Raw genomic sequence first — 23,638 nt, 5'->3', positions numbered from 1 at the left:
GCTAGTGCTCCACTTCGCCGGCGCCGAGCGCGGCCTTCAGAAGGAAGGCGTTGCGGGTGGCCACGGTCTGCCCCGCCGTCAGGCCGGAGGTGATCTGGGCCCGGCCGGCGCTGCGCTGGCCGACGATGACCGGCACGGGGTTGAAGCCCGTCGCCGTTCTGACGAAGACCACTTCGCGGCCTTCGACGGTCTGGATGGCTTCCTCGGGCACCGAAACGCCGGCGGAGGTCTGAGCGTCGCGGGTGTAGATCCGCACGGCGATGGCCTGGCCGGGGCGCAAGCCTCCCACGCCGGACACGGTGAGCAGGACGGTGGCGGCGCGGCTTTCCGCGTCCACCCCCGGGGTGATCGACCGCACCGTGGCCTGGACCTCGCCTTCCGGCAGGGTGATGCTGGCCCGGTCGCCTGGAGCGATCCGCCCCGCGTCGTCAGCGGAGACCGAGGCCTGGACCTCGATCTGGCTGGCGTTGGCGACCCGGAACAGTTCGGTCCCGGCCGTGACGAAGGCGCCGAGCGTCGCATTGGACACAGTCACTCGCCCGCTGATCGGGCTGACGACCCCGGTGCTGCGGCCGTCGCCGGAGACCCGGGCGGCGGCGGCAGCGGACGAAGTCCGGCGCGCTTCCGCCTCGGCCTCCGCCAGGACGGTCTGGGCGGCTTCGAGATCCTGTCGCGCGGTGATCTGCGAGTCGAACAGCCGCTGCTCGCGGGCGAGCGCCTGCCGGGCCGCGGTCAACCGGGCCTGGGCGGTCGCCCGTTCGGCGGCGATGGAGGAGGCCTCGCGGCTCTCGATCAGGGCCACGGTCTGGCCGGCGCGCACGCTGTCGCCGAGGCGCAGTGAGACGCCGGTGATCACGCCGTCGGCGCGGGCCGCGAGCACGGCCTCGCCTTGGGGCGTGCCCACGACGGTGCCCTGGGCCACGATCTCGGCGCTCAGCGAACCGCTGCCGACGGGCGCGAGGATGATGCCGGCCGCCTGAATGCGGGCGGCGTCCATCTCCAGGGCCTCGCCGGCGCCGTGTTCTTCTTCGGCTTCCGCCGCGGCTTCCGCCGGCGCTTCCGGACCACGCGTCATGCTCCAGACGGCGAACCCGCCGCCGAGGACGATCACGGCCGCCGCCGCGCCGCCGAGCAGGCGTTGCTGGTTGGTCAATCTCTTCATTGGGCGGATCCTTCGGTTTCGGTGGCGCGCGTCAGGGCGGCGACGGCTTGCGCCCGCTCCAGCTCGGCGGTGATCATGTCGGCCTGAACGGTGTTGAGCGCCTCTTCGGCGTCCAGCACGTCCAGCAGGGTGAAGCGGCCGGCCGAGAAGCCTTCACGCGCGATGCGCACGGCCTCGATCGCTTCGGGTTCGGCCTGGGTTTCGAGGAAGGCCAACTGGGCTTCGGCCGTGCGCAGCGCGGCCTGGGCGTCGCGGGTCCGCCGGATCGCGCCGGCGAGGGCGGCGTTACGGCGGGCCTCGGCTCCGGTCCGCTCGGCGTTGGCGGCGACGATATTGCCCTGGTTCCGGTCGAACAGACCGATCGGCATGGAGGCGCCGAACACCAGAGCCGTGTCGTCCGTGCCCCGGAACTGGCGGGCGCCGACGCTGACGGTCACATCGGGACGGGACAGGGTCCGCTCCCGCTCGACGACGGCGACCGAGGTGGCCACCTCCGCCTCGGCGAGACGCACGTCGAGCGCGCTGGCCGGGTCGATGACCGAGCTCGGCGCCGCTGGGGTCTCAGCGGCGGTCGGTTCGGGCAGCTCTTCACCGCCGCCCCACAGGGCGGCGAGCGCCCGCTGGGCTTCAGCGTACTCGGCTTCAGCCGCGCGAACCCGTCCGACCGCTTCCAGGGCGGCGGTGCGCGCTCGCAGAGCCCGCAACGGCGGTTCGCGGCCGGCGTCGACCAGTTCGGTGGCGATCGTCTGAAGGTTATCGGCGCGCATGAACTGATCGCGGGCCAGTTCGACCCGGCGGCTGTCCGCATAGGCCTCGGCGTAGGCGTCACGCACCTGTTGTTCCAGGTCCGCCCGCGCGACCGCGAGGCGCAGCCGGGCGGCGTCCACCTCGGCCTGGGCGGCGCGCTCGCGTGCGGGCCGCTTGCCGCCGAGTTCGAACCGCTGGCCGACGCTCAGGGTGCTTTCGGCGTCATCGACGCCGGAGAAGCCGCCAGTGCCGGCGAAATTCTCGATCTCGAGGCCGAGTTCGGGATTGGGCCGGAACCCGGCCTGTTGGGCGCGGCCGACGGCGGCGGCGACATCGGCTTCGGCGGCCGCCAGCGTGGGCGAGGAGGCCGCGGCGCGAGACAACGCCTCGGCCAGGGTGACGGGTTCGGCGAAGGCTGACCCTGGGGCCAGCATGGCCAGGATCGCCGCGAGCGTAATCGCGGCTGCGCCGGCCGCGGGGTGCGGCAGACGGCGATTAGGGGATGGCATAGGTCCTGTTTCCCGGATGGTTGACGTGGAGGGCGCGCGTTCGCGCGCAGTCCCGTCAGCCTCTGGGAGGGCGGTCTGGTCCGGCAGGCATGCGGGACGGCAAGCCATCCGCCAGCGGCAGGGCGTTTAGGTCCGCCCCGGCATGGGTCACGATCGGCGCTTCGGATGCTTGCGGCACAGCGATGCCGCTGTGGTGGCAATGGCCGTGAGCGCAGATGGCGTGGCTGTCGGGTCCGCCCCCGTCACTGTCATCGCCGGGGATGTCGGCGATCAAGCTGGCGGCGGAGGACGTGGGCCCTTCGGGACCGCAGGTCGCCGCATCGACAGCGGACACCAGGACGAACAGCGACAGGAACGCCGCGAGCAGCGCCGTCATCAGTCCATGCCTGATCGTAGGGAATCCCATGCGGTCCCTTACCATGATCCGTCGCCGCTTCAATCGCGTCATCGTCGCACCGTCGGCGGCGCGGCCTCCATGAGGGATCGCTCCGCCCGATAAAAGGAGATCGACCCGGTCAGCGTGGCCAGCGTTTCACACTCTCGAACATTGGCGAAACCCGCTTCGGCGATCAGCCGCGGCAGAATGCCGTCCGCGTTCGGCTGGGTGTTCTCATAGCCGTCCAGCGACTGGACGATCCGGAACAGAAAGCGCATGGCGCCCGCCTGGCGGCCGTAGTCGGCGATGTGCAGCGTTCCGCCCGGCTTGAGCGCCCGCAAGGCGGCCGCAAGTCCCCGGCGCTTTTCCTCCATCGGCAGTTGATGAAAGACCAGGCTGGACACGACCTTGTCCGCGACGCCGTCGCCGAGGATCGTGGCGACGTCGCGGGCGAAACCCTCGACGAAACGGATGTCCTGGCCCGCCGCCGCAGCCTTCGCCTGCGCGCGCTTGAGGATGTCGCCGTCAGGATCGAGGCCGATGATGCGCGCGCCGGGCACCCGCTGCGCCAGGCTCACCGCGAAAGAGCCGGTGCCGCAGCCGAGGTCGATGATCGTCTCGCCCGGCTTCGGCGCGACCTGGTCGAGCAGCCGCGCCCGCCACACGCGTTCGCGCGTCAACAGGGCGATGGCGGGATCATAGAAGCCGCTGAGGGCCGCATGGCCGAGCGCGGGGGTGAAGCTCGCCGTCACGCCGCGGCCTTCAGTTCTTCGCGGGACTGTTTGAGGATCGACCAGGCCGACTGGAGGAACACCACCGCCAGGACGCCGCCGGCGATGAGATCGGGCCATCGGGAGGCGGTCAGCCAGACCGCCACGCCCGTCGCCGCGACCACCAGGCTCTGGATCAGGTCGTTGCGCGTGCAGAGCCAGACCGAGCGCACATTGGCGTCGCCCTCGCGATGGCGGACCAGCAGGAGCGCGGCCAGGGCGTTGGCGAAGAAGCCCAGGGCGCCCAGTCCGGTGATGATGAACCCCTCCGGCGCCGCCCCGGACGTGGCGCGCCAGATCGCATAGCCCAGAATGAACAGGGCCAGCGCCGCGAGGCTGGCGCCCTTGACCACGGCGGCGGTGGATCGCACGGCGACCGAGCGGCCGATCACGGCCAGGCTGATGCCGTAAGTGGCGGCGTCGGCCAGGAAGTCGAGGGCGTTGGCGCCCAAGGAGGCCGAACCCTGCAAGGCCGCGCCGCCGGCGATGGCCACGAAGGCCAGGCCGTTGATGGCGATCACCGCCATCAGGATGCGGCGGTAGGCCGGGGTGGCGCCGTCGAATTTGACGGTCGCGCCGCAGCCGCAGCTGGAGGCGGCCGGTTCGGAGGATGAGGGATGTTCAGTCATGGAGCTCCACCTGTCATCCTGAGGATGCATCCTCCAGTCGCTCGAGGATCAAGAGCAAAATGCACACCGTCCCGCGTGGCTCGATCGTCCCCCAGAAAGGGCTTGATCCTCTAGTAGCTAGAGGGCGCACAAGAGAGCGGCAACAGGAGGCCCCATGATCACAGTGTTCCCGGCGCGTCGCGGCCCTGGCCCTCTCCAGGCGACGGCGCTCGCGCTTGCCGCTGTGGCCGCCGCCATCGACCAGGCCGCCAAGGTGCTGGCGCGCGCCCGGCTCGAGACCGCGGTGGACCTCACACCCTTCCTGGCCCTGCGGCTGGGGTTCAATCCGGGCGTTACCTTCGGCCTCTTCGCCGACGCCGGCGCCGCGGGCCGCTGGGCGTTGAGCGGCGTCACCCTGCTGATCATCGGCGCGCTGCTGGCGTGGATCTGGCGGACCCGCAGCCCTCTGACCGCGGCGGCCGCGGGCCTTCTCGTCGGCGGAGCCTCCGGCAACCTGATCGACCGCCTCCGGTTCGGCGCGGTGACCGACTTCATCGATCTGCATTGGGGCGACGCCCACTGGCCCACGTTCAACCTGGCCGATGCGGCCATTGTTTGCGGCGTGGGCTTGCTTCTGCTGACGGCGCGAGGCGTGAACGGCGAGGCCTCGTCGCCTATCCCGGGACGGAGCGCGCTATGACGCCTTCCGCCGAACAGAAGGCCATCCGCGTCCGGTCGGCGCTCGCCGTCGGCCTGACCGCCGCCGCCGTGGCGCTGGCCTGGCTTTGGCTTCCGCCGTCGCTGCTGGGCGCCTCGGCAGGGATGGCGACCGCCGATCGGCTCGCCTACGCCCTGAAGGCGGATCTGCTGGTGTTCCTGTGGCTTGGCGGCTGCCTCAGGACCGTCGCCAGCATTCGTTATCGCTCGGACGCCGACCGACCAGGCGCCGCCTACGGCCCGCCCAGCGCCCGGCTCGCCGTGCCGGCCGCCGTGCTTCAGAACTCCCTCGAACAGACCGTCCTGGCGGTCGGCGCCCACCTGATCCTGGCCACCGTCCTGCAGGGCGAGGAGATGATCCTGCTGCCGGTTCTGGTCGCCCTCTATCTGATCGGCCGGGTGCTGTTCGCGATTGGCTACGCCAGGGGCGCCGGCGCCCGCGCCTTCGGCATGGCGCTTACCGGGGCCTCCACGATCGGCGCCTTCGGCATCACCCTCGTTCTGCTGGCGCTTGGCCGATGATCGGGTCGAAGATGACCCTCCCGCCTTTCGGCTTCTGTTCATCAGGCTTCCAACCCATGATGGCGCGATGACCCCGCCCTCCGCTGTTTCGTCCGGGCTGCGCCCGATCGGCAAGCTTGCCGCCGCCACCGGCGTCAAGGTTCCGACCATCCGGTTCTACGAGCAGATCGGGCTGCTTCCCGCCCCGCCGCGCACCGCGAGCGATCGGCGGATGTATGACGATGGCGCGGAGCGGCGCCTGTCGTTCATCCGACATGCGCGGCAACTGGGCTTCGACCTGGACTCGATCCGCTCCCTGCTCGATCTGTCCGATCACCCCGACCGGCCCTGCGCGGAAGCCAACGTCATCGCCGAGAGTCACCTCGCGGACGTGAAGCAGAAGATCGCGCAGCTCAAAGCCCTTCAGCACGAGCTTTCCCGGATGACGGCGGAATGCGCCGGAGGGCGGGTCTCGGCCTGCAAGGTGATCGAAGCCCTGCACGATCACGCGGCGGCGCTTTAGGCGCGACAGTCTCTCGGCTCGAATGCTAATGCGAGCCGCTCACAACTAGGTTCCCCATGCGTCCTCTGTTCCGTCTGCTCGCCCTGCTGTTCGCCCTGGGGCTGGCCGCGCCCGCCCTCGCCCAGGCCCCGTCCGCCTCCGAGGCCCAGGTCGCCTGGCGACTGCTCGACTATGTGGCGGTCGACTACACAGGCGCGGTGGCGAACGGCGAAGTGATCAATCCGGCCGAATACGGGGAGATGGTCGAGTTCGGCGGCCAGATCCGAACGCGGCTGGACGCTCTGCCCTCCCATCCGGCCAAGGCGGGCCTGGTGCGCGACGCGGTCGCCCTGCAGGCGGCCATTCGAGACAAGGCCGACCCGCGCGTCGTGGGCGATCAGGCGAAGGCCTTGGCCGGCGCGGTGCTGACGGCCTATCCGAGCCCGCTCGCCCCCTCCTTCCCGCCCGATCTGGCCCGGGGCGCGACGCTCTACGCCGAGCAATGCGCGGTCTGTCATGGCGCGACGGGGCGCGCCGACGGCGCCGGCGCCGAAGGCCTCGATCCGCCCCCCATCGCGTTCGCGGACGTGGAGCGGGCCCGTCAGCGCAGCGTGTTCGGCCTCTATCAGGTGATCGACCAGGGCCTCGACGGCACGGCGATGGCCAGCTTCGCGCACCTGCCGGCCGAGGATCGCTGGGCCCTGGCCTTCTATGTGGGCCGTTTCGCCTTTACCGACGCCGAAGCCGCCGAAGGCCAGCGCCTCTGGAACAGCGACCCGGCGATCCGCGCCGCCTATCCCGATCTGGCCGCCATCACCCAGGCCACGCCGGCGGACCTGGCCACGCGCATCGGCGAGACCAAGGCGCGCGCGGTCACGGCCTATCTGCGTCGCCATCCTGAGGCGGCGAGCCGTCCGCAGGGCTCGACCCTGACCCTGGCCCGGACCCGTCTGGCCGAAAGCGAGGCCGCCTATCGTCGGGGCGACCGCAAGGCCGCCACGGATCTGGCCCTGTCGGCCTATCTCGACGGTTTCGAGCCGGTGGAGCCGGCGCTCGGAGCCCGCGACGGCGCCCTGCTGCGTCGGGTCGAGACGGCCATGACCGACCTGCGCGCCTCGATCGGCAAGGGCGCTCCGGCCGAGGAGGTCGCGAGCCGGGTCGCCCGCCTGAACGCCCTGCTGGACACGGCCGAGCGCGCGCTCGCGCCCCAGGAGGCGGACAATCTCGCCAGCTTCCTCGGCGCCTTCACCATCCTGCTTCGCGAGGGGCTGGAGGCGTTGCTCATCGTGGTGGCCATGATCGCCTTCCTCCGCAAGGCCGACCGGCCCGAGGTGCTGCGCTACGTTCACGGCGGATGGGTGGCGGCGCTGGTCGCCGGCGGCGCCACCTGGGCGGCCGCGACCTTCTTCATCTCGATCAGCGGCGCCAGCCGGGAACTCACCGAAGGTTTCGGGTCGCTTCTGGCGGCGGTCGTGCTCGTCTCCGTCGGCATCTGGATGCACGGAAAGTCGCACGCCGACGCCTGGCAAACCTATATCCGCGACAAGCTTTCCGCGGCGCTGTCGAAGCGGTCGGCCTGGTTCCTGTTCCTATTGGCCTTCGTGGTGGTCTACCGCGAGGTGTTTGAGACCATCCTGTTCTATGCGGCGATCTGGAGCCAGGGCGGCCACCTCGGCATGCTGGCCGGGGCCCTCACCGCGGTGGCGATCCTGGCCGTCGTGGCCTGGGCACTGCTGGCCTACAGCAAACGCCTGCCGATTGGCCGGTTCTTCTCGCTGAGCTCGATCCTGATGGCGGTTCTGTCGGTCATCCTCGTCGGCAAGGGCGTGGCGGCGCTGCAGGAGGCGGGCTGGCTCGATGTCCATCCGCTCGCTTGGGTCCCGCGTATCGAGATCCTCGGCCTCTACCCCACGGTCGAAGGTGTCGCGGTTCAACTTCTGACCATCGCCATCCTCGTGGTCGGCTTCGCCCGGACCTCGGCGCCGAAAGCGGTCCAGCCGACCTAGCGAGGCGGATGGCGACCGTCCGCGATGTAGGGCTTGGCTTGAGGGGGCGAGAGCGGCTGTCGTTTCCGGCCTGGCGAGTTCCGCGATCTATTGAGCGGCGATGGCGATGGATGAGAGATCGGAAGCGGCGTCGACCGGAACGCCCGCCGCCTTGCGTTCGGAATAGCGGTCGACGAGTTGGGCGGCATGGGGGCGGGTGAGAATGGTGAAGCGCACAAGCTCCTCCATCACATCGACGATGCGCTCATAGTAGGCCGAGGGCTTCATCCGGCCGGCCTCGTCGAACTCCTGGAAGGCCTTGGCCACGCTCGACTGGTTGGGGATGGTGATCATCCGCATCCAGCGGCCGAGCAGGCGCAGGGTGTTGACGGCGTTGAAGCTCTGCGACCCGCCCGAGACCTGCATGACGGCCAGGGTCCGGCCTTGGGTCGGGCGCATGCCCCCCAGGCTCAGCGGCAGGTGGTCGATCTGCAGCTTCATCAGGCCCGACACCTGGCCGTGCCGTTCCGGACTGCACCAGACCATGCCCTCCGACCACAGGGCGTGCTCGCGTAGCTCGCGCACCGCCGGGTGGGCGTCGTCGCCCGGCGCGCCCGGCAGGGGCAGGTCCGAGGGATCGAAGATGCGTGTCTCGCATCCCATCCGCTGCAGCAGCCGGGCCGCCTCCTCGACGCAGAGCCGCGAATAGGAGCGCTCGCGCAGCGACCCGTACAGGAGCAAAATCCGCGGCGCATGGTCGTGCGGGCCGAGGCCGCGGGCGGGATCGGCGGACAGATAGGCCGCATCCAGGGCCGGCAGATGATCCGGGTCCGGCAACGAGCGCAGGCGGGCGAAGGTCATCACAGGTCCTTGATCAGATAGGCAGCCGACGCCGGGCAGACGTCCGCGAACTCGCGGGTTCGCCGGATCGCGACGGGTGCGGCCGCCCGCTCGGCTGCGGCGAAGCCGCGCCGGGCGAAGAAGGGCTCGGCCGTCGTGGTGAGCAGGTGAAGCCGCTCGCCGCCCAGATCCCTCGCCACGGCTTCGACGGCGGTCAGGATGCGGCTGCCCAGTCCTTGGGCCTTCCGGTCGGCGAACACGACCAGGGAGCGCAGCAGCAGATCCCGCCCCTCCCCTTCGAGTCCGACGTATCCGGCGAGGGCGCCGTGTTCGCGGGCGGTGAAGTAGCGGCCGGCGCCGGGCTCCGGGAGGCCCTCGCCGCCCAGGGCCGCGATTAGCCCGGCGTCATCCCCGTCCACGATTTGCAGGACGACCATCAGCCGGCGTCCCCCGACGGGGCTGTGTCCGGAAACCAGCGTCGGCCCATCCACAGCGCGACCGACACCAGCAGGATCAGCACCGGCACCTCGACCAGTGGGCCGATGACGGCCGCGAAGGCGACCGGCGAGGTCAGGCCGAAGGCCGCGATGGCCACCGCGATGGCCAGTTCGAAATTGTTCGAGGCCGCGGTGAAGGCCAAGGCCGTGGTGCGCGGATAGTCGGCTTCGATCAGCTTGCCCATGAGGAAGCTGACCACGAACATGACGAGGAAATAGATCGTCAGCGGAATGGCGATGCGCAGGGCGTCCAGCGGCAGGGCCACCACCTCCCCGCCCTTGAGGCTGAACATGACCACGATGGTGAACAGCAGGGCGATCAGGGTGATCGGGCCGATGCGCGGCAGAAAGCGCCGCTCGTACCAGTCGGCGCCGCGGCGGGCGATCAGGCTGCGACGGGTCAGGAAGCCGGCCAGGAAGGGAAGGCCGAGGTAGACGAGCACCGCGCCGGCGATGGTCCAGACGCTTATGTCCACCACGCTGCCCTGCAGGCCGAACAGGGGCGGCAGGACGGTGAGGAAGATCCAGGCGTAGAGGCTGAAGAACAGGATCTGGAAGATCGAGTTGAAGGCGACGAGACCGGCGACATATTGGTTGTCGCCGCGCGCCAGCTGGTTCCAGACCAGCACCATGGCGATGCAGCGCGCCAGCCCGATCAGGATCACCCCGGTCATGTACTCCGGCTGATCGCGGAGGAAGATGACCGCCAGGGCGAACATCAGCACCGGTCCCAGCACCCAGTTCTGGAACAGGGACAGGGCCAGCACCCGCTTGTCGGCGAAAACGCGCGGCAGTTCCTCGTATCGGACCTTGGCCAGCGGCGGGTACATCATCAGGATCAGACCCATGGCGATCGGGATGTTGGTCGTGCCGACCGAGAGGCTGTCGACCCAGGCGGGCAGGCCCGGCGCCAGTGTCCCCAGAGCCACGCCGAGCCCCATGGCCGCGAAGATCCACAGCGTCAGCCAGCGGTCGAGAAAGGACAGGCGACGCGGCGCAGCGTCTGTCACGGGCGTATCGATCATCGCTTCACCCTCTGTCCGGCGGCGTCGATGACGACCTCGCCGTCCTCCTTGGCGAAAGGCTTGAGATCATCGGCGGGCAGCAGGTCCAGGACGGCTTCGGAGGGTCGGCACAGGCCGACGCCCAGAGTACTGACGACGATCGGGCGATTGAGCAGGACCGGATGGGCCTCGATCGCATCGAGCAACTGATCGTCCGTCAGGTCCGGGTCGCCGAGGCCCAGTTCGGCGAAGGGCGTGCCCTTCTCGCGCAACAGATCGCGCAGCGGCTTGCCGGTCCGTTCGGCCAGCCAGGCGACCATGGCGCGCGACGGGGGCGTCTTCAGATACTCGACGACATGCGGCTCAATGCCGACGTGGCGAATGAGCTCAAGCGCGTTGCGCGACGTCCCGCAGGCGGGGTTGTGATAGATGACGATGTCCACGGGATCCTCAGGGGCAGCAGGGCGCGAGTTCAGCCAGCAGGGGCTCACACAGGTCCGCCCTTCCGCCGCAGCAGTCCTTGAGCAGGAACAGGACCAGGTCACGGAACTGGTCCAGGTCGGCCCGGTAGATGATCGACCGGCTGCGCCGCTCCGACTTGATCAACCCCGCGCGGGCCAGGACGCCGAGATGGGACGACAGGGTGTTGGCCGGAATCGCCAGATGGTTGGAGATGTCACCGGCCGGCAAACCATCGGGTTCGTGACGCACGAGAAGGCGAAACGCCTCCAGCCGGGTCGATTGCGCCAGGGCGGCGAGAGCGAGAATCGAGGCTTCGGTTTCCATAGTTCCAAATTAGTCGAACTATGGAAATGTTCAACCCCCCTCGCCCATGTGCGCCGTAAGCCTACGGTGGAGAGGTTGCGGCTAGGCCTTCCGCAGTCTTTCGAGTTCGATTCCCCACAGCAACGTGGAGAGACTCGATGGCCCAGGCCGACCCACCGCTGAGGCGCACGATCAAGAAGCCGCAGCTCCGTCAGATGGTGCCGCTAGCCGACAGCACCATCTGGGAGATGGAACAGCGCGGACAGTTTCCTCGCCGATTCCTGCTGACGCCGCGCTGTGTCGTCTGGGACCTCGCCGAGGTCGAGGCCTGGCTGGCGCTTCGCCGGGCCAAGCCCATCCGCCGGGCGCCGCCGCCCGACGTCCGCAAGCGGATCACCCGACCTGTCAGAGCCGCGGATCGAAGCGAGGACCGGCCGTTTCCGGGATGACGAGCACGGGCGTGAACGCTCGCCCCGCCTCCCAGGCGTCCACCGCGTTCGACCACTCTTGGGCCATGTGCCGACGCTGGGCCTCGAACTCGGCCTTGTTGTAGACGCCGCGCGACGATCGCTCCTCGTGGGCGAGGCATTTCTCGATCCAGTCTGAGTTGAAGCCCATCTCGTGCAGAAGGGTCGAAGCGGTCCGCCGCAGGTCGTGGACCGTGAAGGGCTCCAACGGCAGGTCCCGCTCACGTGCCCGTTCGGCGATCGCCGAGGTCACCCGGTTGAAGGTCGCCCGCGACATCGGCGCGTCGGCGTCATAGCGCGACGGCAGGATGTAGCGGGAGTTGCCGGCGCAGGTCTTCAGCGCGATCAGGATGTCGAGCATCTGGGTCGAGAGGTAGACGTTGTGCGGCCGCGACCGCTTCATCCGCTCCTTGGGGATCGACCAGACGGCGTTGGCGAAATCCACCTCGTCCCAGACCCCGTCCTGGAGCTCGCTCTTCCGGACCATGCTCAGCAGGATGAACTTCAGGCCGAGGCGGATGGTTGGCAGGGTCGCCACCTCCCCCAGCAGGTTCAGAGCGATCCGGATCTCGGTCGGCGACAGCGACCGGTCACGCGCTCGGAAGGTGGCGATCGAGGCCGGCCCGACCCCGTCGGCCGGATTGTCGATCTTCTCGCCGTGCAGGATGGCGTAGGCGTAGATCTGTTTGACGATGTCGCGAACGTGGACGGCCGTCGCCGGCGCGCCCCGCTCGACGATGGTCTTGCAGTGGGCGCGAAGGTCGTTGGGCGTGATCTCGTTCAGCAGCCGGTTGCGCCATTGCGGCAGGATTTCCCGGTTGAAGATGGACCGCCGCATGTTGCGGGTGCTGTCCGCCATGGGCGCATGGTCCATCCATCGCTGGGCCACATGCTCGAAGCTTCGGGCGTGCTGCATGCGCCGTTTGGCCCGCTGCTTCTCGAGCGCGGGTGAAACGCCTTCCGCGATCATCCGCTTGGCGTCGATGACCTTCTCCCGCGCCTTCGCGAGGGACAGGCCGGCCGGTCCATAGGCGCCGAGGGTGACGGATTCCCGCCGCCCGTTGAAGCGGTAGTCGTACTTGAAGGCGATGCCGCCCTTGGGCGAAATCAGAAGGTACAGACCGTCCCTGTCGGTCATTTTATAAGGCTTTGATTTCGGGCGAATATTTCGCAATGCGGCGTCGGTAAGCATGCCGTTTTGACTCCAAAAGACCGTCAGGCGCTTTCGAGGTCTTTCGAGATCATTTTCCTTTGCCAAATCCGTAGCTTGGCTCGAAAAAAGACCGTCAGGACCCCGTCGGGCCTCTGACGGTATGGAGCGGAGTCCCGCCGGGCAATGGCGGCGGGACCGTCAGAGCGACCGACGCGAACGAAAGCAGCCCCTCGAAAGGTATCGAGAGGCTGCGAAAGCATTTATCTTATAAGTCAGTGTTTTAGAGCAACTTTCGGAAGCGCTCCGGAAAGATTCAGAATGCCCTGAATCATTCCCACTCGATGGTGCCGGGCGGCTTGGACGTCACGTCGTAGACGACGCGGTTGACGCCACGGACCTCGTTGACGATGCGTGTCGCGCATTTGCCCAGCACATCCCACGGGAACTCGAAAAAGTCGGCGGTCATGCCGTCGGTCGAAGAGACCGCGCGCAGGGCCAGCACCTTCTCATAGGTGCGGGCGTCGCCCATGACGCCGACCGTCTTGACCGGCAGCAGGACGGCGAAGGCCTGCCAGATCTTGTCATAGAGGCCCGCCTTGCGGATCTCGTCGAGGTAGATGGCGTCGGCTTCCTGCAGGGTCGCCACGGCCTCCGGCGTGATCTCGCCGGGGATGCGAATGGCCAGGCCCGGCCCCGGGAAGGGGTGGCGGCCCACGAAGGCGTCGGTCAGGCCCAGCTCGCGGCCCAGGGCCCGGACCTCGTCCTTGAACAGCTCGCGCAGCGGCTCGACCAACTTCAGCTTCATATAGTCCGGCAGGCCCCCGACATTGTGGTGGCTCTTGATGACGTGGGCCTTGCCCGACGACGAGGACACGCTCTCGATCACGTCCGGATAGAGGGTACCCTGGGCCAGGAACTCGGCGCCTTCGATCTTCGAGGCTTCGCGATCGAAGATCTCGATGAAGACGCGGCCGATGGTCTTGCGCTTGGTCTCGGGGTCCGACTGACCCGCCAGTTCGCCGAGGAATTCCTTCGACGCATCAACGTGGATCAGGGGGATGTTGTAGTGCTCACGGAAGAGCGTGGTGACCTGTTTCGCCTCGTCCTTGCGCAGCAGGCCGGTGTCGACGAAGACGCAGGTCAGCTGGTCGCCGATGGCTTCGTGAATCAGCACCGCCGCCACCGATGAGTCGACCCCGCCCGACAGGCCGCAGATGACCTTGGCCGAGCCGACCTGTTCGCGGATTTGGGCGATCTTCTCGTCGCGATAGGCGGCCATGGTCCAGTCGCCCTTCAGCCCGGCGATGCCGTGGGTGAAGTTCTTCAACATCTGATGGCCGCGCGGGGTGTGCATCACCTCGGGGTGGAACTGCACGCCATAGAAGCGGCGGGTCTCATCGGCGATCACCGCATAGGGCGAGCCGGCCGAGGAGGCGACGACGTCGAAGCCCTGCGGGATCGCGACGATCTTGTCGCCGTGGCTCATCCAGACGGTCTCTTCCTCGCCCACCGGGGCCAGGTCGGCCAGCAGGGGCGAGGCCTTCTCGACGGTGATCTCGGCGCGGCCGAACTCGCGGGTGTGGCCGCCCTCGACCTTGCCGCCCAGCTGTTCGCACATGGTCATCTCGCCGTAGCAGATGCCCAGCACCGGCACGCCCGCCTCGAACACGCCCTGCGGCGCGCGGGGGCTGCCCTCCTCGTGCACGCTCTCGGGGCCGCCCGACAGGATGATCGCCGCCGGCTTCATCGCCTGAAGCGCCGCCTCGGCCTTCTGGAACGGATGGATCTCGCAATAGACGCTGGCCTCGCGCAGGCGCCGGGCGATCAGCTGGGTCACCTGGCTGCCGAAGTCGACGATGAGGACCTTCTGGTGGTCGGTAGTCTGGGTCATGAGGTCGAATCCGGGGCGAGCGATTGGGTGGGGACTTGGCCGCCTGAGGCGGCGATATCAAGCGCTGAAAGGCCGCGTTCGGTCAGAACCGGGATCAGGGCGTCCAGCGCCGCCGCCAGGTTCTCGTCGACATGGTGCAGGGTCGAGGTCCAGTCCTCGAGCGCCTTCAGCTCGGCCTTGCCGTCCGAGACGCCGCGCAGGGCGACCAGGGGCACGCCGAAGGTCTGGGCCGAACGCAGCAGGGCGAAGGTCTCCATATCGACCATCTGCGCCTCGATGAGGTCATAGGCGGCGCCGGAAACGACCCCTCCCCCCGTCGACAGGGTCGCGGTCGGCACGCCGGGGATCGGGCACGGCAGGTCAAGGATGGCCGGCAGATCCAGCAGCGGCGTGATCCCTTTCGGGAAGCCCAGCGGACTGGCGTCCATGTCGCGATAGCCGACCGATGAAGCCTGATAGACCGCCGCATGCTCCAGTTCGCGAGACCCGCAGGAACCGAGGGACACGATCAGGTCCGGCAGGCAGTCCGACGCCGCCAGCCGGGCCAGGGCGGCGGTCAGGGCGACCGCGCCCTCCACCGGACCGATGCCGGTCATCAGAGGCAGGATCCGCGCCTGCAGATGGACGCCGTACTCCGCCGGCGCCGCCATAACGTAGAGGACCGAGACGTCGCCGTATCGCTCCAGTCGCCAGGCTTGGCTCATTGCGCCTTCTCGTAGACGGCGGCGAAGAAGCCGTCAGTGCCGGCGGTGGCGGGCGACAGACGCAGGCGATGTCCGCCTGTCGCCAGTTCGGCCAGCTTCTCGCGGCCCGCCTCGGTGAAGTTGGCGTTGTTCAGGGCCTCGGCGATGGCCACCGGGCGGAAGCCGGGGTGGTCCTCCTCGAAGGCCGCCACGCTGACCTCGTTCTCGGCCGTCAGCATCGAACAGGTGGCATAGACCAGACGCCCGCCGGGCTTGAGGAGCTTGGCCGCCCGCGCGACGATGGCGGTCTGCAGGCCCTGCATCCGGTCGACGTCCTCGGGCGTCAGCCGCCAGGCGTCCTCGGGGCGACGACGCCAGGTGCCCGAACCCGTACAGGGCGCATCGACCAGAACCACATCGGCCTGGCCGACCATGTCCTCGACCCCGCCGCCGTTGGGGCCGAGCTGGTGCAGTTCCGCCGCGACGCCCGCGCGCTGCAGGCGGGGCTTGATGTTGTCGAGCCGCTTCTGGACCACGTCATAGGCGACCAGCTTGCCGTCGGTGCGGACCACCGTCGCGGCCTTGCCCTTGGGCGCCTCGACCCAGCCGGTCGGCGTCCAGACCTTGGCCGGCTCTTCCGGTGCGGTCGGCTGCAGGCCCGTCGCGGCGCGCATCTGCATGGCCAGGCCGAGGGTCTTGCCCCCGCCCCCGGCGCAATAGTCGACGACGGTCATGCCCGGCTCGACGCCCGCCAGCCAGCAGATGATCTGGCTGCCCTCGTCCTGAATCTCGATCCGGCCCGCCTTGAAGGCCTCCAGCGCCTGGACGTTGGGCGGCGGCTCGGCCGACAGGCGCAGACCCCAGGCGGACCAGGGCGTTCGCTGCGGCTCCAGACCGGCCGCGCGCAGCTCGGCCTCGACGTCGGCGACCGTGGCCTTGGCGGCGTTGACGCGCAGGTCGATGGGCGCACGCGGGACCATCAGGGCTTTCGCCTCTTCCGCCCAGCCGTCGCCATAGGTGGACTTGAAGTCCTCCATCACGAACTCGGGCAGACCCGCCGCAACCCAGCCGGGCAGTTCATCGGTCGTGGCGGTAAGGCGGCTGCGCTCCTGCTTCGACAGGGGCTTGGGGCCATAGCCGTCGCCCATATGCAGGGCTTCGATCTCTTCCAGCGATAGGCCGTCGATCAGGCTCAGCGAGCCGATGACCAGGGCCCGGCCGTCCTCGCGCCCGCCCATGGCCCAGACCAGACGGCCCCGGGCGCGCAGCACGCGATAGACCCGGTCGGCGACGGCGCGACGATCCTTGGAGCCGGCGTAGCGGTTCTCGGTCCCCCAGGCCTTGAGCACGGCCTCGGCCGGTTGGCGGCCCTGGGCGATGGAGTCTAGGACGGAGGCGGCGGCGGCGAGACGAGCGGCTGGGGTCACTTAAGCTTTCAGACGAAGAGGGCCCAGATGACCATGATCAATCCGGCCAGCGAGACGATGAAGGCCAGCGAGCGCAGGCCGGTCACGCCGAAGGCGTAGAGTGGCACGTACAGGACGCGGGCGAGGAGATAGAGGTGCGTACCCCACAGGGTGAGCGCACCGCCGTCCTTACCGGCCACATGGGCCATGATTACGGCGGCGGCGAACAGCGGCAGGGTTTCGAACAGATTGGCCTGGGCCCTCATCAGACGACCGGCCAGCTTGCCCGGCGGCGGAACGGCCTCATCGCGCGGCCCCGCGTTCCATTTGGCCCCCAGCTCCGCCGTCCGCGCGATGGCGGCAGCGGAAATCTGCAGGATGGCCAGGATCAGAACGAAGGCCAGTGCGATGAACTCGGGCGTCATGTCCATGGTCGTTTCCCCCGGGATCAGCCCTGCCGGTAGTTCGGCGCTTCCCGCGTGATCATGACGTCATGGACGTGGCTCTCGCGCAATCCCGCCCCGGTGATGCGCACGAAGCGGGCGCGTTCCTGGAACTCGGCGATGCTGGGCGCGCCCACATAGCCCATGGCGGCGCGCAGCCCCCCGACCATCTGGTGCAGCACCGGCGAGATCGGCCCCTTGTAAGGGGTCTGGCCCTCAATGCCCTCGGGCACCAGCTTCTGGGTGTCCTGGACGTCCTTCTGGAAGTAGCGGTCGGCCGAGCCGGCGCCCATGGCCCCGACCGAGCCCATGCCGCGGTACGACTTGTAGCTGCGGCCCTGGTACAGGAAGACCTCGCCCGGGCTTTCGTCCGTGCCGGCGAACATCGAACCCATCATGGCGACCGAGGCGCCCGCCGCGATGGCCTTGGCCAGATCGCCCGAATATTTGATCCCGCCGTCGGCGATGACCGGCGTGCCGCTCTCCTTGGCCGCGCGAACGGCGTCGATGATGGCGGTCAGCTGGGGCACGCCCACGCCCGCGACGATGCGGGTGGTGCAGATGCTGCCCGGGCCGATCCCCACCTTCACGGCGTCGGCGCCGGCGTCGATCAGGGCGCGCGCGGCGTCATAGGTGGCGATATTGCCCGCCACGATCTGCAGCCGGTTGTTCTCACGCTTGATGCGCTCGACCACGCGCGACACCTGGGCCGAGTGGCCGTGGGCGGTGTCGATCACCACCACGTCGCAGCCGGCGTCGGCCAGGGCCATGGCCCGCTCGTAACCGGCGTCGCCGACGGTCGAGGCGGCGCCGACCAGCAGCCGGCCCTGATCGTCCTTGGCGGCGTTGGGGTGGGCCTGAGCCTTCTCGATGTCCTTCATCGTGATCAGGCCGGTGGCGCGATAGGCCTCGTCGACGACGATGACGCGTTCGATCTTGCGGTCCCGCAGCAGCGCCCTCGCCTCGTCACGGCCGGCGCCTTCGCGCACCGTGATCAGGTCGCCCTGGGTCATCAGTTCGGCCGCCTTGCGGGTCGGATCGGTGTCGAACCGCATGTCGCGGTTGGTAAGGATGCCGACCAGCTTGCCCGAGGCCGGATCGACCACCGGGAAGCCCGAAATCTTGCGCTCGGCGACGATGGCGCGGATCTCGCCCAGGGTCGTGTCCGGATGGATGGTCACCGGGTTGATGACCATGCCGCTTTCATAGCGCTTCACCTGCCGGACCTGATCGGCCTGTTCGGCGATGGTCATGTTGCGGTGAAGCACGCCCAGACCGCCAGCCTGCGCCATGGCGATCGCCAGACGGCTCTCGGTCACGGTGTCCATCGCCGAGGAGGCGAGCGGGATGTTCAGTCGGATGTCGCGTGTCAGCCGTGTCGAGACATCCGCGTCTGCGGGCATGGTCTCGGACGGGCCGGGTTCAAGCAAAACATCGTCGAAGGTAAGGCCTTCGCGAATCTCCATGGGAGTCTCCGTTTTGCGGGCCGCCTATCCTCTTTCGCGGGTGCGAAGTCAACTGTCTCGCGGCGCCTGAAGCGGAACGTCACAAAGGTTTATCGCTGGACGCCGTTCGCCCCTTGCAACTTCTGAGAACCATTCTCATTTAGACGACATGGTTCAAGCCATCGTCCAGTCCGTCCGCCGCCTCGCGCTCAAGATCGCCAGTTACGGGATCATGCATCTGGTCGTCGCGATCCTGGTGGCCTTCGCCATCACCCGCGACTGGCGGCTGGCACTCGCGGTGGGGGTGGTGGAGCCCCTGTTCCAGACCGTCGCCTATTCGATCCACGACCGCGTCTGGCACCGGATCGAGCGCCGCAAGACCCTTTCCCTGCCCGAGGAGACGGTCGAGGCCGTGGGCGCCCGGCTCGATCTCATGGACCCGAAAGAGCAAACCCGCAGCCACGGACATCATGGGCACAGCCACGCCCTGCCCCGCTCGCTGGGCCGGGTCGCGCTGAAGACCGTCACCTATGGCGTCATGCATTTCACCGTCGCGGTCAGCGTCGCCTTCGCCCTGACCCGCGACATCCGCATCGCCCTGACCATCGGTACGCTGGAGCCATTCGTCCAGACCGGCTTCTTCGCCATCCACGACCGGATCTGGAGCCGTATCGAGGCGAACCGCGCCCGCCGTCAGGCTCCGGCCGCCCCGGACAGTCAGGCCGCCTGATCGAACACCGCGCTGCCAAACGCTGCGTCCGGCGTTATGGTGCGACATGCACGCCTTCGAGACGATTCTGGCGGTCCTGCTGGGCGCGGTCCTGCTGTCGCTGGTCGCGCGCAGGCTAAAGGCGCCCTTCCCGCCCTTCCTCGCCCTGGGCGGCGCGGCCGTGGCCTTCCTGCCCTTCGCGCCCGAGATGACCCTCGACCCCGAACTGGTCCTGGCCCTGTTCGTGGCCCCGATCCTGCTGGATTCCTCGTTCGACAGCTCGCCGCGCGACCTGAAGCGCAACATCGTGCCCATCACCCTCATGAGTTTGGCCGCCGTCGGCATCACCGTCGTCGCTGTGGCCCTGACCGCGCGTCATCTGGAGCCCGAGATGGGCTGGGCGGTGGCGATCGCGCTCGGCGCCATCGTCGCCCCGCCGGATGCGGCCGCCGCCACCGCCGTCCTGCGCGCCGTGCCCGTCCCCTACCGGATCCGCACCATCCTCGAGGGCGAGAGCCTGTTCAACGACGCCAGCTCGCTGCTGACCTACCGGCTGGCGCTGACCGCGGCGCTCGGCGGGATGGCCGTGGGCTGGGGGCTGGCCGCGACCATCGTCTGGGCCCTGGTCGGCAGCGTCGTCTTCGCCATGGCCGTGGCCTGGATCACCACCCGGCTGACGCGCGGCATCACCGACGCCCCGGCCGCCATCCTGATCCAGTTCATCGGCACCTTCGGCCTGTGGATCGCGGCGGAGAAGCTGGGCCTGTCGGCCATCGTCACCGTGGTGGTCTACGGCCTGACCATCGCCCGGCTGGCGGCCCGCAACGCGGCGACCATCCGCGCTCCGGCCTATACGGTCTGGGACACGGTCGTCTTCGCCCTGAACGCCATGGCCTTCGCCCTCGTCGGCCTGCAGATCGGCCCCATCTGGCGAGGGCTGGAGCCGGCCCAGCGCGGCGAATACGCCCTGTTCGCCGTCGCCGTCCTGATCGTCGCCGTCCTCGCGCGTCTGGTCTGGGTCATGGGCTACAACACCTTCCTGCGCCTCAAGAACCACTGGTTCGGCGTCAACCTGCCGGAGGGGGTCAGCCCGCCGACCCCGGCCAGCGGCGTGATCATCGGCTGGGCCGGAATGCGCGGCGTGGTCAGCCTGGCCGCCGCGTACGCCCTGCCGATGAATTTCCCGCACCGCGACCTGCTGCTGCTGGCCACCTTCGCCGTGGTGATGGGCACGCTGGTGGTTCAGGGCCTGACCTTGGGCCCCTTGATCAAACTGCTGCGCGTCGAGGACGACGGCCTGCTGGAGCGCGAGATCAAACACGCCCGCCAAGTCGTGACCCAGGCCGCCGTCGACCACCTCAAGGGTTGCAAGGGCCGCGTCGCCGACCGTCTGAAGGACGAGTACGACGAGCGGCTGGACGCCGTCATGAGCGCCGACGCCGACGAGGGCCGGGTCGAACTGGAGTCCGACCAGATCCGCGACGACCTGCTGACCACCAAGCGAGACGCCCTCATGGCCCTGCGGACCTCGGGCGAGATCGGCGAGGCCGCCTACTACCAGATCGAGGAAGAACTCGACCGCTACGAGCTCAGCTGGACGCCGGTGGTGCGCTAGGGGCTGTAGAAACCGAAGTCGGTGCAGCCGGACCGGTAGGCCACGCTTCGCCTCTCGGCGTTGATGCACAGGGCGCTGACCAGACGGAGCCCGGCCGCCGCCTTGCCGTCGGCAAGCCAGACCACCCGCCCGTCGCGAACCCCGATCAGGGCCGCCCGGTTTTGCCGAGACAGGTTGTTGCTGGGCTCATCCCCCAGATTGATGGCCAGGACCTCATAGCCCGGATCGACCGCATCGGCGTAGCGGCGCACGCCCCGGTTCGCTCGCGCAAAGCCCTGTCCGCCGCCGGGCAGGACCTGCCCCAGCTGCATCCGGCCGTACAGTGCCGGGCCGGCGACCAGGGCCTCGCGCCGTTCCGCATTCAGGGCCGGCAGTTGCCAGGCGAAGGGCAGCAGGAACAGTCCCTGGATCAGGCCGGCCCTGTCGAAGCTCGCCGGGCGCCTGCGTCCCCGGTTGATCGTCGGCAGGGGTGGCAGGGGCGGCAGAGGCTGGCAGGCGTGCGTCAGGACGGCGTCCGCGGGCACGATCATATCCGGCCGGCGCCGCAGAAAGCCGTCCGCATCGGACAGGGGCAGACGGCCGGGCGTGACTGAAAGAACAGGATCGTGCCCCTCGACGATGGTCGCACGGATATAGGCGGACCGGTCCTCTCCGGGCCCGCGGACACGGTCGTGGATTCGTGGCGGATTGATCCAGCCGATCACCTCACCGTTTCGCACCATGGCATAGGCGGCCGCGATCGCCCAGGAGGCGTCGGGGCTGGTCAGCCGCACCCCGCAGGAATGTTGCTCGGGCGTCGGCGGCATCAGCTCTTCGACGGGATAGAGGTCCATCCGCCCCTCGGCGGTCTGCAGCGTGACCGCCGGCGCCGGATCGCGGGTCGCGCCGAGCCGGGTCAGGACCTCGGCCAGCGGCCGCCCCTGCACGGCGCTGATGGGCGTCACCGTGGGGTCAGCAGCCGCCGCCTGAAGCGGGACGCCGGCGACGGCCAGGACAACGGCGAGTATCCGCTTCATCACGCACCCCCGGCCACCCAATCATAGCGTGCACCATGGGGCTGGCCTCGCGCGAGCGCAACCGCTTCCTCCTGACCCGGCCAGGTCCGCAGGCGCAGCATGGGACGGCGCTCGAAACCGTCCTCCTCGGCCTCGAAGGTCAGCCAGGCGAGCGGCGCCTCCGCCGTCGCCCGCGCCCCGACGGCGGCCATATGGGCGCGGATGCGGGCTTGGGCCTCGAGCGGGAAATACTGGAAGGCGATGGTGTGCATCACCACGCGGCAGACGCCTGGAGCCGGTTCAAGCGACAGCCGCGCCTCCAGCCAGTCGGCGGCGTCGGCGGTCGCGATCTCCGGCGGTGTCTGGACGGCCAGGTCCAGCGCCGCATTGAGCCGGGCCAGCCGGTCTCGCTGATCGGTCCAGACATAGGCCGACAGGGTCCGTCGGGTCGCGGGATCGGTCACGTCCAGCGGATGGCGGTCCACGGCCTGACGCGAGATCACCCGCACCTCGGCCGAAGGCGGCGCCGCCCCGGTCCAGACCGGCTTCAGCTGCACCGGCGAGGCCGGATCGCCGACCCGGGTCCCGCCGAGGTCGTAGCCATAGCGGTCCAGCAAACTGTTCAGCCCGGCGCTGGCGCCCAGCTCATAGAGGTCGAACGGCAGGCCGAACCGGTCCGCCAGCGCCAGCAACCCGGCCATCAGCCCCGCCGACCGCCCGACCTCATTGGTCTGGGGCGGGCCGTCCAGCCAGGGATCGAGCGCTTGAGCGTGCGTCGCGATCGCCTCGGCGATCACGGCCCAGACCGCGTTATCGTCTTCGGGCGCGGTGTTCGGCGGGTAGATCGCGCTCAGGGCCGGATCGACGCCCGACCGTGCCAGATCATGCAGGCCGCCGCAGAACCGCAGCGGCAGGGCGTCGCCCTCATGCGAGGGATTGCCGGGCCAGTCCAGCACCCGCCGCCCGATCGGTCCCGACCGGTCCAGACGCGCCCCGACCAGTTCGCAGACCCGCCCGGTGAACGGCGCCCCGGCGGCGGCGCAGATCGCCGCCTGTTTGGCGAAGGCCTCCCGAACCCTGGCCTCGCCGGCGGCGTCGCTCATCGTTTGAGCTTGTTCAGCGCCACCAGATAGACCTCCGAGGAGCCCTTCCGGCTGGCCTCGGGCTTGACGTACTTCACGTCCTGGAAGTGGGCGCGCAGGTCGGCCAGCACGTGGCCCGCGTCGCCGCCCTGGAAATTCTTGGTCACGAAGGCCCCGCCGGGACGCAGGGTCCGGATGGCGAAGTCGGCCGCGATCTCGATCAGGGCGATGATCTTCAGATGGTCGGTCTGGCGGTGGCCGACCGTGTTATGGGCCATGTCGGAGATGACCAGATCGGGCGGGCCGCCGAGGGCGTCGATCAGCTGCTGGTCCACGCCGGGCTCGGTGAAGTCGGCCTGAATCAGGGTCGATCCCGGGATCGGCTCGATCGGCAGCAGGTCGACCCCGACCACCGAGGCTGCGCCTCGGTTGACGCAGACCTGGACCCAGCCGCCGGGCGCGGCGCCCAGGTCGATGACCCGCGAGCCCCGCTTCACCAGATGGAAGCGGTCGTCGATCTCGGCGAATTTGAAGGCGGCCCGGCTGCGCCAGCCTTCGGCGCGCGCCTTCTCGGACCAGGGATCGGCCAGCTGGCGCTTGATCCACTGGATGGAGGACATCGACTTCTTGTCCGCCGTCTTGATCTGGGTCCCCATGCCCCGGCCCTGGGCCGTTCCGCCGGTCGGCGGGCGCACCATCTTGCGGCGCGCGGGCGGCGTTTCAGTCGCCGGGGGGGTCTTTTCGTCCTTACTCATGCTTCCCACAT

Annotated in this window: 26 protein-coding genes; 7 read left to right on the top strand and 19 right to left on the bottom strand. The window is 69.2% G+C overall.

Annotation, left to right across the window (positions count from 1 at the left end; translation table 11 throughout):
• Position 1: 1 nt before the first annotated feature.
• The 5 genes from IFJ75_RS04155 to IFJ75_RS04135 all read right to left on the bottom strand — a co-directional run bounded on the left by IFJ75_RS04155 (position 2) and on the right by IFJ75_RS04135 (position 4,193).
• On the bottom strand, positions 2-1,162 hold the full coding sequence (locus IFJ75_RS04155; RefSeq protein WP_183204362.1) for an efflux RND transporter periplasmic adaptor subunit: 1,161 nt from the start codon (positions 1,160-1,162) through the stop codon (positions 2-4).
• On the bottom strand, positions 1,159-2,418 hold the full coding sequence (locus IFJ75_RS04150; RefSeq protein ID WP_207931411.1) for a TolC family protein: 1,260 nt from the start codon (positions 2,416-2,418) through the stop codon (positions 1,159-1,161). The genes IFJ75_RS04155 and IFJ75_RS04150 overlap by 4 nt, the downstream gene beginning before the upstream one ends.
• Before the next feature lie 55 nt (positions 2,419-2,473).
• Positions 2,474-2,794, bottom strand: a complete 321-nt coding sequence (locus IFJ75_RS04145; protein ID WP_207931410.1) for a hypothetical protein — start codon at positions 2,792-2,794, stop codon at positions 2,474-2,476.
• A gap of 68 nt (positions 2,795-2,862) precedes the next feature.
• The gene (locus IFJ75_RS04140) at positions 2,863-3,546 is read right to left on the bottom strand and encodes a class I SAM-dependent methyltransferase (protein WP_225896980.1); all 684 of its coding nucleotides are present in this window, start codon (positions 3,544-3,546) and stop codon (positions 2,863-2,865) included.
• Positions 3,543-4,193, bottom strand: a complete 651-nt coding sequence (locus IFJ75_RS04135) for a cation transporter (RefSeq protein WP_207931408.1) — start codon at positions 4,191-4,193, stop codon at positions 3,543-3,545. Before IFJ75_RS04135 ends, IFJ75_RS04140 begins: the two co-directional genes overlap by 4 nt.
• 154 nt (positions 4,194-4,347) lie before the next feature.
• Between IFJ75_RS04135 and lspA the strand changes: the two genes are divergently transcribed.
• From lspA to IFJ75_RS04115, 4 genes are all read left to right on the top strand, one after another.
• Entirely contained in the window at positions 4,348-4,872 is a 525-nt protein-coding gene (gene lspA, locus IFJ75_RS04130) for a signal peptidase II (RefSeq protein WP_207931407.1), read from the top strand.
• On the top strand, positions 4,869-5,411 hold the full coding sequence (locus IFJ75_RS04125) for an MAPEG family protein (RefSeq protein ID WP_207931406.1): 543 nt from the start codon (positions 4,869-4,871) through the stop codon (positions 5,409-5,411). Before lspA ends, IFJ75_RS04125 begins: the two co-directional genes overlap by 4 nt.
• Before the next feature lie 67 nt (positions 5,412-5,478).
• Positions 5,479-5,913 (top strand): MerR family transcriptional regulator, encoded by a 435-nt coding sequence (locus tag IFJ75_RS04120; RefSeq protein WP_207931405.1) that lies wholly within the window; start codon positions 5,479-5,481, stop codon positions 5,911-5,913.
• 56 nt (positions 5,914-5,969) lie between these two features.
• The gene (locus IFJ75_RS04115; protein ID WP_207931404.1) at positions 5,970-7,898 is read left to right on the top strand and encodes a cytochrome c/FTR1 family iron permease; all 1,929 of its coding nucleotides are present in this window, start codon (positions 5,970-5,972) and stop codon (positions 7,896-7,898) included.
• A gap of 87 nt (positions 7,899-7,985) precedes the next feature.
• On the opposite strand, the gene arsH is transcribed toward IFJ75_RS04115, so the two are convergent.
• From arsH to IFJ75_RS04090, 5 genes are read right to left on the bottom strand one after another with little or no spacing between them, the layout of a single operon-like run.
• A complete protein-coding gene (gene arsH / locus IFJ75_RS04110) occupies positions 7,986-8,738 on the bottom strand; it encodes an arsenical resistance protein ArsH (protein WP_207931403.1) in 753 nt (250 codons plus the stop codon).
• Entirely contained in the window at positions 8,738-9,154 is a 417-nt protein-coding gene (locus IFJ75_RS04105; protein WP_207931402.1) for a GNAT family N-acetyltransferase, read from the bottom strand. The genes arsH and IFJ75_RS04105 overlap by 1 nt, the downstream gene beginning before the upstream one ends.
• Entirely contained in the window at positions 9,154-10,239 is a 1,086-nt protein-coding gene (gene arsB / locus IFJ75_RS04100) for an ACR3 family arsenite efflux transporter (RefSeq protein ID WP_207931401.1), read from the bottom strand. Before arsB ends, IFJ75_RS04105 begins: the two co-directional genes overlap by 1 nt.
• Positions 10,236-10,661, bottom strand: a complete 426-nt coding sequence (gene arsC / locus IFJ75_RS04095) for an arsenate reductase (glutaredoxin) (protein WP_207931400.1) — start codon at positions 10,659-10,661, stop codon at positions 10,236-10,238. Before arsC ends, arsB begins: the two co-directional genes overlap by 4 nt.
• A 7-nt stretch (positions 10,662-10,668) precedes the next feature.
• Complete coding sequence (locus IFJ75_RS04090; RefSeq protein ID WP_207931399.1) at positions 10,669-11,004, bottom strand: ArsR/SmtB family transcription factor; 336 nt, start codon at positions 11,002-11,004, stop codon at positions 10,669-10,671.
• A 137-nt stretch (positions 11,005-11,141) separates the two neighbouring features.
• Here IFJ75_RS04090 and IFJ75_RS04085 point away from each other — a divergent pair, with 137 nt between their 5' ends.
• Positions 11,142-11,432: a helix-turn-helix transcriptional regulator gene (locus tag IFJ75_RS04085; protein ID WP_168047914.1), complete on the top strand. Its 291-nt coding sequence runs from the start codon at positions 11,142-11,144 to the stop codon at positions 11,430-11,432.
• On the opposite strand, the gene IFJ75_RS04080 is transcribed toward IFJ75_RS04085, so the two are convergent.
• The 6 genes from IFJ75_RS04080 to guaB all read right to left on the bottom strand — a co-directional run bounded on the left by IFJ75_RS04080 (position 11,389) and on the right by guaB (position 18,492).
• Positions 11,389-12,588, bottom strand: a complete 1,200-nt coding sequence (locus tag IFJ75_RS04080) for a tyrosine-type recombinase/integrase (protein ID WP_449727647.1) — start codon at positions 12,586-12,588, stop codon at positions 11,389-11,391. The genes IFJ75_RS04085 and IFJ75_RS04080 overlap by 44 nt on opposite strands.
• 343 nt (positions 12,589-12,931) lie before the next feature.
• On the bottom strand, positions 12,932-14,494 hold the full coding sequence (gene guaA / locus IFJ75_RS04075; protein ID WP_207931397.1) for a glutamine-hydrolyzing GMP synthase: 1,563 nt from the start codon (positions 14,492-14,494) through the stop codon (positions 12,932-12,934).
• Positions 14,491-15,198 (bottom strand): 5'-methylthioadenosine/S-adenosylhomocysteine nucleosidase, encoded by a 708-nt coding sequence (locus IFJ75_RS04070; protein WP_207931396.1) that lies wholly within the window; start codon positions 15,196-15,198, stop codon positions 14,491-14,493. The genes guaA and IFJ75_RS04070 overlap by 4 nt, the downstream gene beginning before the upstream one ends.
• Positions 15,195-16,604 (bottom strand): RsmB/NOP family class I SAM-dependent RNA methyltransferase, encoded by a 1,410-nt coding sequence (locus IFJ75_RS04065; protein WP_207931395.1) that lies wholly within the window; start codon positions 16,602-16,604, stop codon positions 15,195-15,197. The genes IFJ75_RS04070 and IFJ75_RS04065 overlap by 4 nt, the downstream gene beginning before the upstream one ends.
• 8 nt (positions 16,605-16,612) lie before the next feature.
• Positions 16,613-17,014, bottom strand: a complete 402-nt coding sequence (locus IFJ75_RS04060; protein ID WP_225896979.1) for an MAPEG family protein — start codon at positions 17,012-17,014, stop codon at positions 16,613-16,615.
• 17 nt (positions 17,015-17,031) lie between these two features.
• Complete coding sequence (gene guaB, locus IFJ75_RS04055) at positions 17,032-18,492, bottom strand: IMP dehydrogenase (RefSeq protein ID WP_207931394.1); 1,461 nt, start codon at positions 18,490-18,492, stop codon at positions 17,032-17,034.
• Positions 18,493-18,640: 148 nt separating this feature from the next.
• Between guaB and IFJ75_RS04050 the strand changes: the two genes are divergently transcribed.
• Positions 18,641-19,201, top strand: coding sequence for a DUF2061 domain-containing protein (locus tag IFJ75_RS04050; RefSeq protein ID WP_207931393.1), 561 nt, complete (start codon positions 18,641-18,643; stop codon positions 19,199-19,201).
• Between the two features lie 46 nt (positions 19,202-19,247).
• Positions 19,248-20,795, top strand: a complete 1,548-nt coding sequence (locus IFJ75_RS04045; protein WP_207931392.1) for a cation:proton antiporter — start codon at positions 19,248-19,250, stop codon at positions 20,793-20,795.
• Here IFJ75_RS04045 and IFJ75_RS04040 read toward each other — a convergent pair.
• Genes IFJ75_RS04040 through IFJ75_RS04030 form a run of 3 tightly spaced genes read right to left on the bottom strand, consistent with a single transcriptional unit; the run spans position 20,792 to position 23,627 of the window.
• Positions 20,792-21,811: a hypothetical protein gene (locus IFJ75_RS04040; protein WP_207931391.1), complete on the bottom strand. Its 1,020-nt coding sequence runs from the start codon at positions 21,809-21,811 to the stop codon at positions 20,792-20,794. The two genes, IFJ75_RS04045 and IFJ75_RS04040, sit on opposite strands and share 4 nt — an antisense overlap.
• Positions 21,811-22,893 (bottom strand): DUF2332 domain-containing protein, encoded by a 1,083-nt coding sequence (locus tag IFJ75_RS04035; protein ID WP_207931390.1) that lies wholly within the window; start codon positions 22,891-22,893, stop codon positions 21,811-21,813. The genes IFJ75_RS04040 and IFJ75_RS04035 overlap by 1 nt, the downstream gene beginning before the upstream one ends.
• Positions 22,890-23,627, bottom strand: coding sequence for an RlmE family RNA methyltransferase (locus IFJ75_RS04030; RefSeq protein WP_207931389.1), 738 nt, complete (start codon positions 23,625-23,627; stop codon positions 22,890-22,892). The genes IFJ75_RS04035 and IFJ75_RS04030 overlap by 4 nt, the downstream gene beginning before the upstream one ends.
• Between the last annotated feature and the right edge of the window lie 11 nt (positions 23,628-23,638).

It is taken from the genome of Brevundimonas goettingensis (assembly GCF_017487405.1).
GTDB lineage: Bacteria > Pseudomonadota > Alphaproteobacteria > Caulobacterales > Caulobacteraceae > Brevundimonas > Brevundimonas goettingensis.
The sequence above is the reverse complement of the archived record's forward strand: the minus strand, read 5'-3'. Positions and strand labels throughout refer to the sequence as shown.

Bases quoted from the DNA above. Each gene is read 5' to 3' on its own strand.
- IFJ75_RS04155 (WP_183204362.1), bottom strand. From the start codon at position 1,162: ATGAAGAGATTGACCAACCAGCAACGCCTGCTCGGCGGCGCGGCGGCG.
- IFJ75_RS04150 (WP_207931411.1), bottom strand. From the start codon at position 2,418: ATGCCATCCCCTAATCGCCGTCTGCCGCACCCCGCGGCCGGCGCAGCC.
- IFJ75_RS04145 (WP_207931410.1), bottom strand. From the start codon at position 2,794: ATGACGGCGCTGCTCGCGGCGTTCCTGTCGCTGTTCGTCCTGGTGTCC.
- IFJ75_RS04135 (WP_207931408.1), bottom strand. From the start codon at position 4,193: ATGACTGAACATCCCTCATCCTCCGAACCGGCCGCCTCCAGCTGCGGC.
- lspA (WP_207931407.1), top strand. From the start codon at position 4,348: ATGATCACAGTGTTCCCGGCGCGTCGCGGCCCTGGCCCTCTCCAGGCG.
- IFJ75_RS04125 (WP_207931406.1), top strand. From the start codon at position 4,869: ATGACGCCTTCCGCCGAACAGAAGGCCATCCGCGTCCGGTCGGCGCTC.
- IFJ75_RS04120 (WP_207931405.1), top strand. From the start codon at position 5,479: ATGACCCCGCCCTCCGCTGTTTCGTCCGGGCTGCGCCCGATCGGCAAG.
- IFJ75_RS04115 (WP_207931404.1), top strand. From the start codon at position 5,970: ATGCGTCCTCTGTTCCGTCTGCTCGCCCTGCTGTTCGCCCTGGGGCTG.
- arsH (WP_207931403.1), bottom strand. From the start codon at position 8,738: ATGACCTTCGCCCGCCTGCGCTCGTTGCCGGACCCGGATCATCTGCCG.
- IFJ75_RS04105 (WP_207931402.1), bottom strand. From the start codon at position 9,154: ATGGTCGTCCTGCAAATCGTGGACGGGGATGACGCCGGGCTAATCGCG.
- arsB (WP_207931401.1), bottom strand. From the start codon at position 10,239: ATGATCGATACGCCCGTGACAGACGCTGCGCCGCGTCGCCTGTCCTTT.
- IFJ75_RS04090 (WP_207931399.1), bottom strand. From the start codon at position 11,004: ATGGAAACCGAAGCCTCGATTCTCGCTCTCGCCGCCCTGGCGCAATCG.
- IFJ75_RS04085 (WP_168047914.1), top strand. From the start codon at position 11,142: ATGGCCCAGGCCGACCCACCGCTGAGGCGCACGATCAAGAAGCCGCAG.
- IFJ75_RS04080 (WP_449727647.1), bottom strand. From the start codon at position 12,588: ATGACCGACAGGGACGGTCTGTACCTTCTGATTTCGCCCAAGGGCGGC.
- guaA (WP_207931397.1), bottom strand. From the start codon at position 14,494: ATGACCCAGACTACCGACCACCAGAAGGTCCTCATCGTCGACTTCGGC.
- IFJ75_RS04070 (WP_207931396.1), bottom strand. From the start codon at position 15,198: ATGAGCCAAGCCTGGCGACTGGAGCGATACGGCGACGTCTCGGTCCTC.
- IFJ75_RS04060 (WP_225896979.1), bottom strand. From the start codon at position 17,014: ATGGACATGACGCCCGAGTTCATCGCACTGGCCTTCGTTCTGATCCTG.
- guaB (WP_207931394.1), bottom strand. From the start codon at position 18,492: ATGGAGATTCGCGAAGGCCTTACCTTCGACGATGTTTTGCTTGAACCC.
- IFJ75_RS04050 (WP_207931393.1), top strand. From the start codon at position 18,641: ATGGTTCAAGCCATCGTCCAGTCCGTCCGCCGCCTCGCGCTCAAGATC.
- IFJ75_RS04045 (WP_207931392.1), top strand. From the start codon at position 19,248: ATGCACGCCTTCGAGACGATTCTGGCGGTCCTGCTGGGCGCGGTCCTG.
- IFJ75_RS04040 (WP_207931391.1), bottom strand. From the start codon at position 21,811: ATGAAGCGGATACTCGCCGTTGTCCTGGCCGTCGCCGGCGTCCCGCTT.
- IFJ75_RS04035 (WP_207931390.1), bottom strand. From the start codon at position 22,893: ATGAGCGACGCCGCCGGCGAGGCCAGGGTTCGGGAGGCCTTCGCCAAA.
- IFJ75_RS04030 (WP_207931389.1), bottom strand. From the start codon at position 23,627: ATGAGTAAGGACGAAAAGACCCCCCCGGCGACTGAAACGCCGCCCGCG.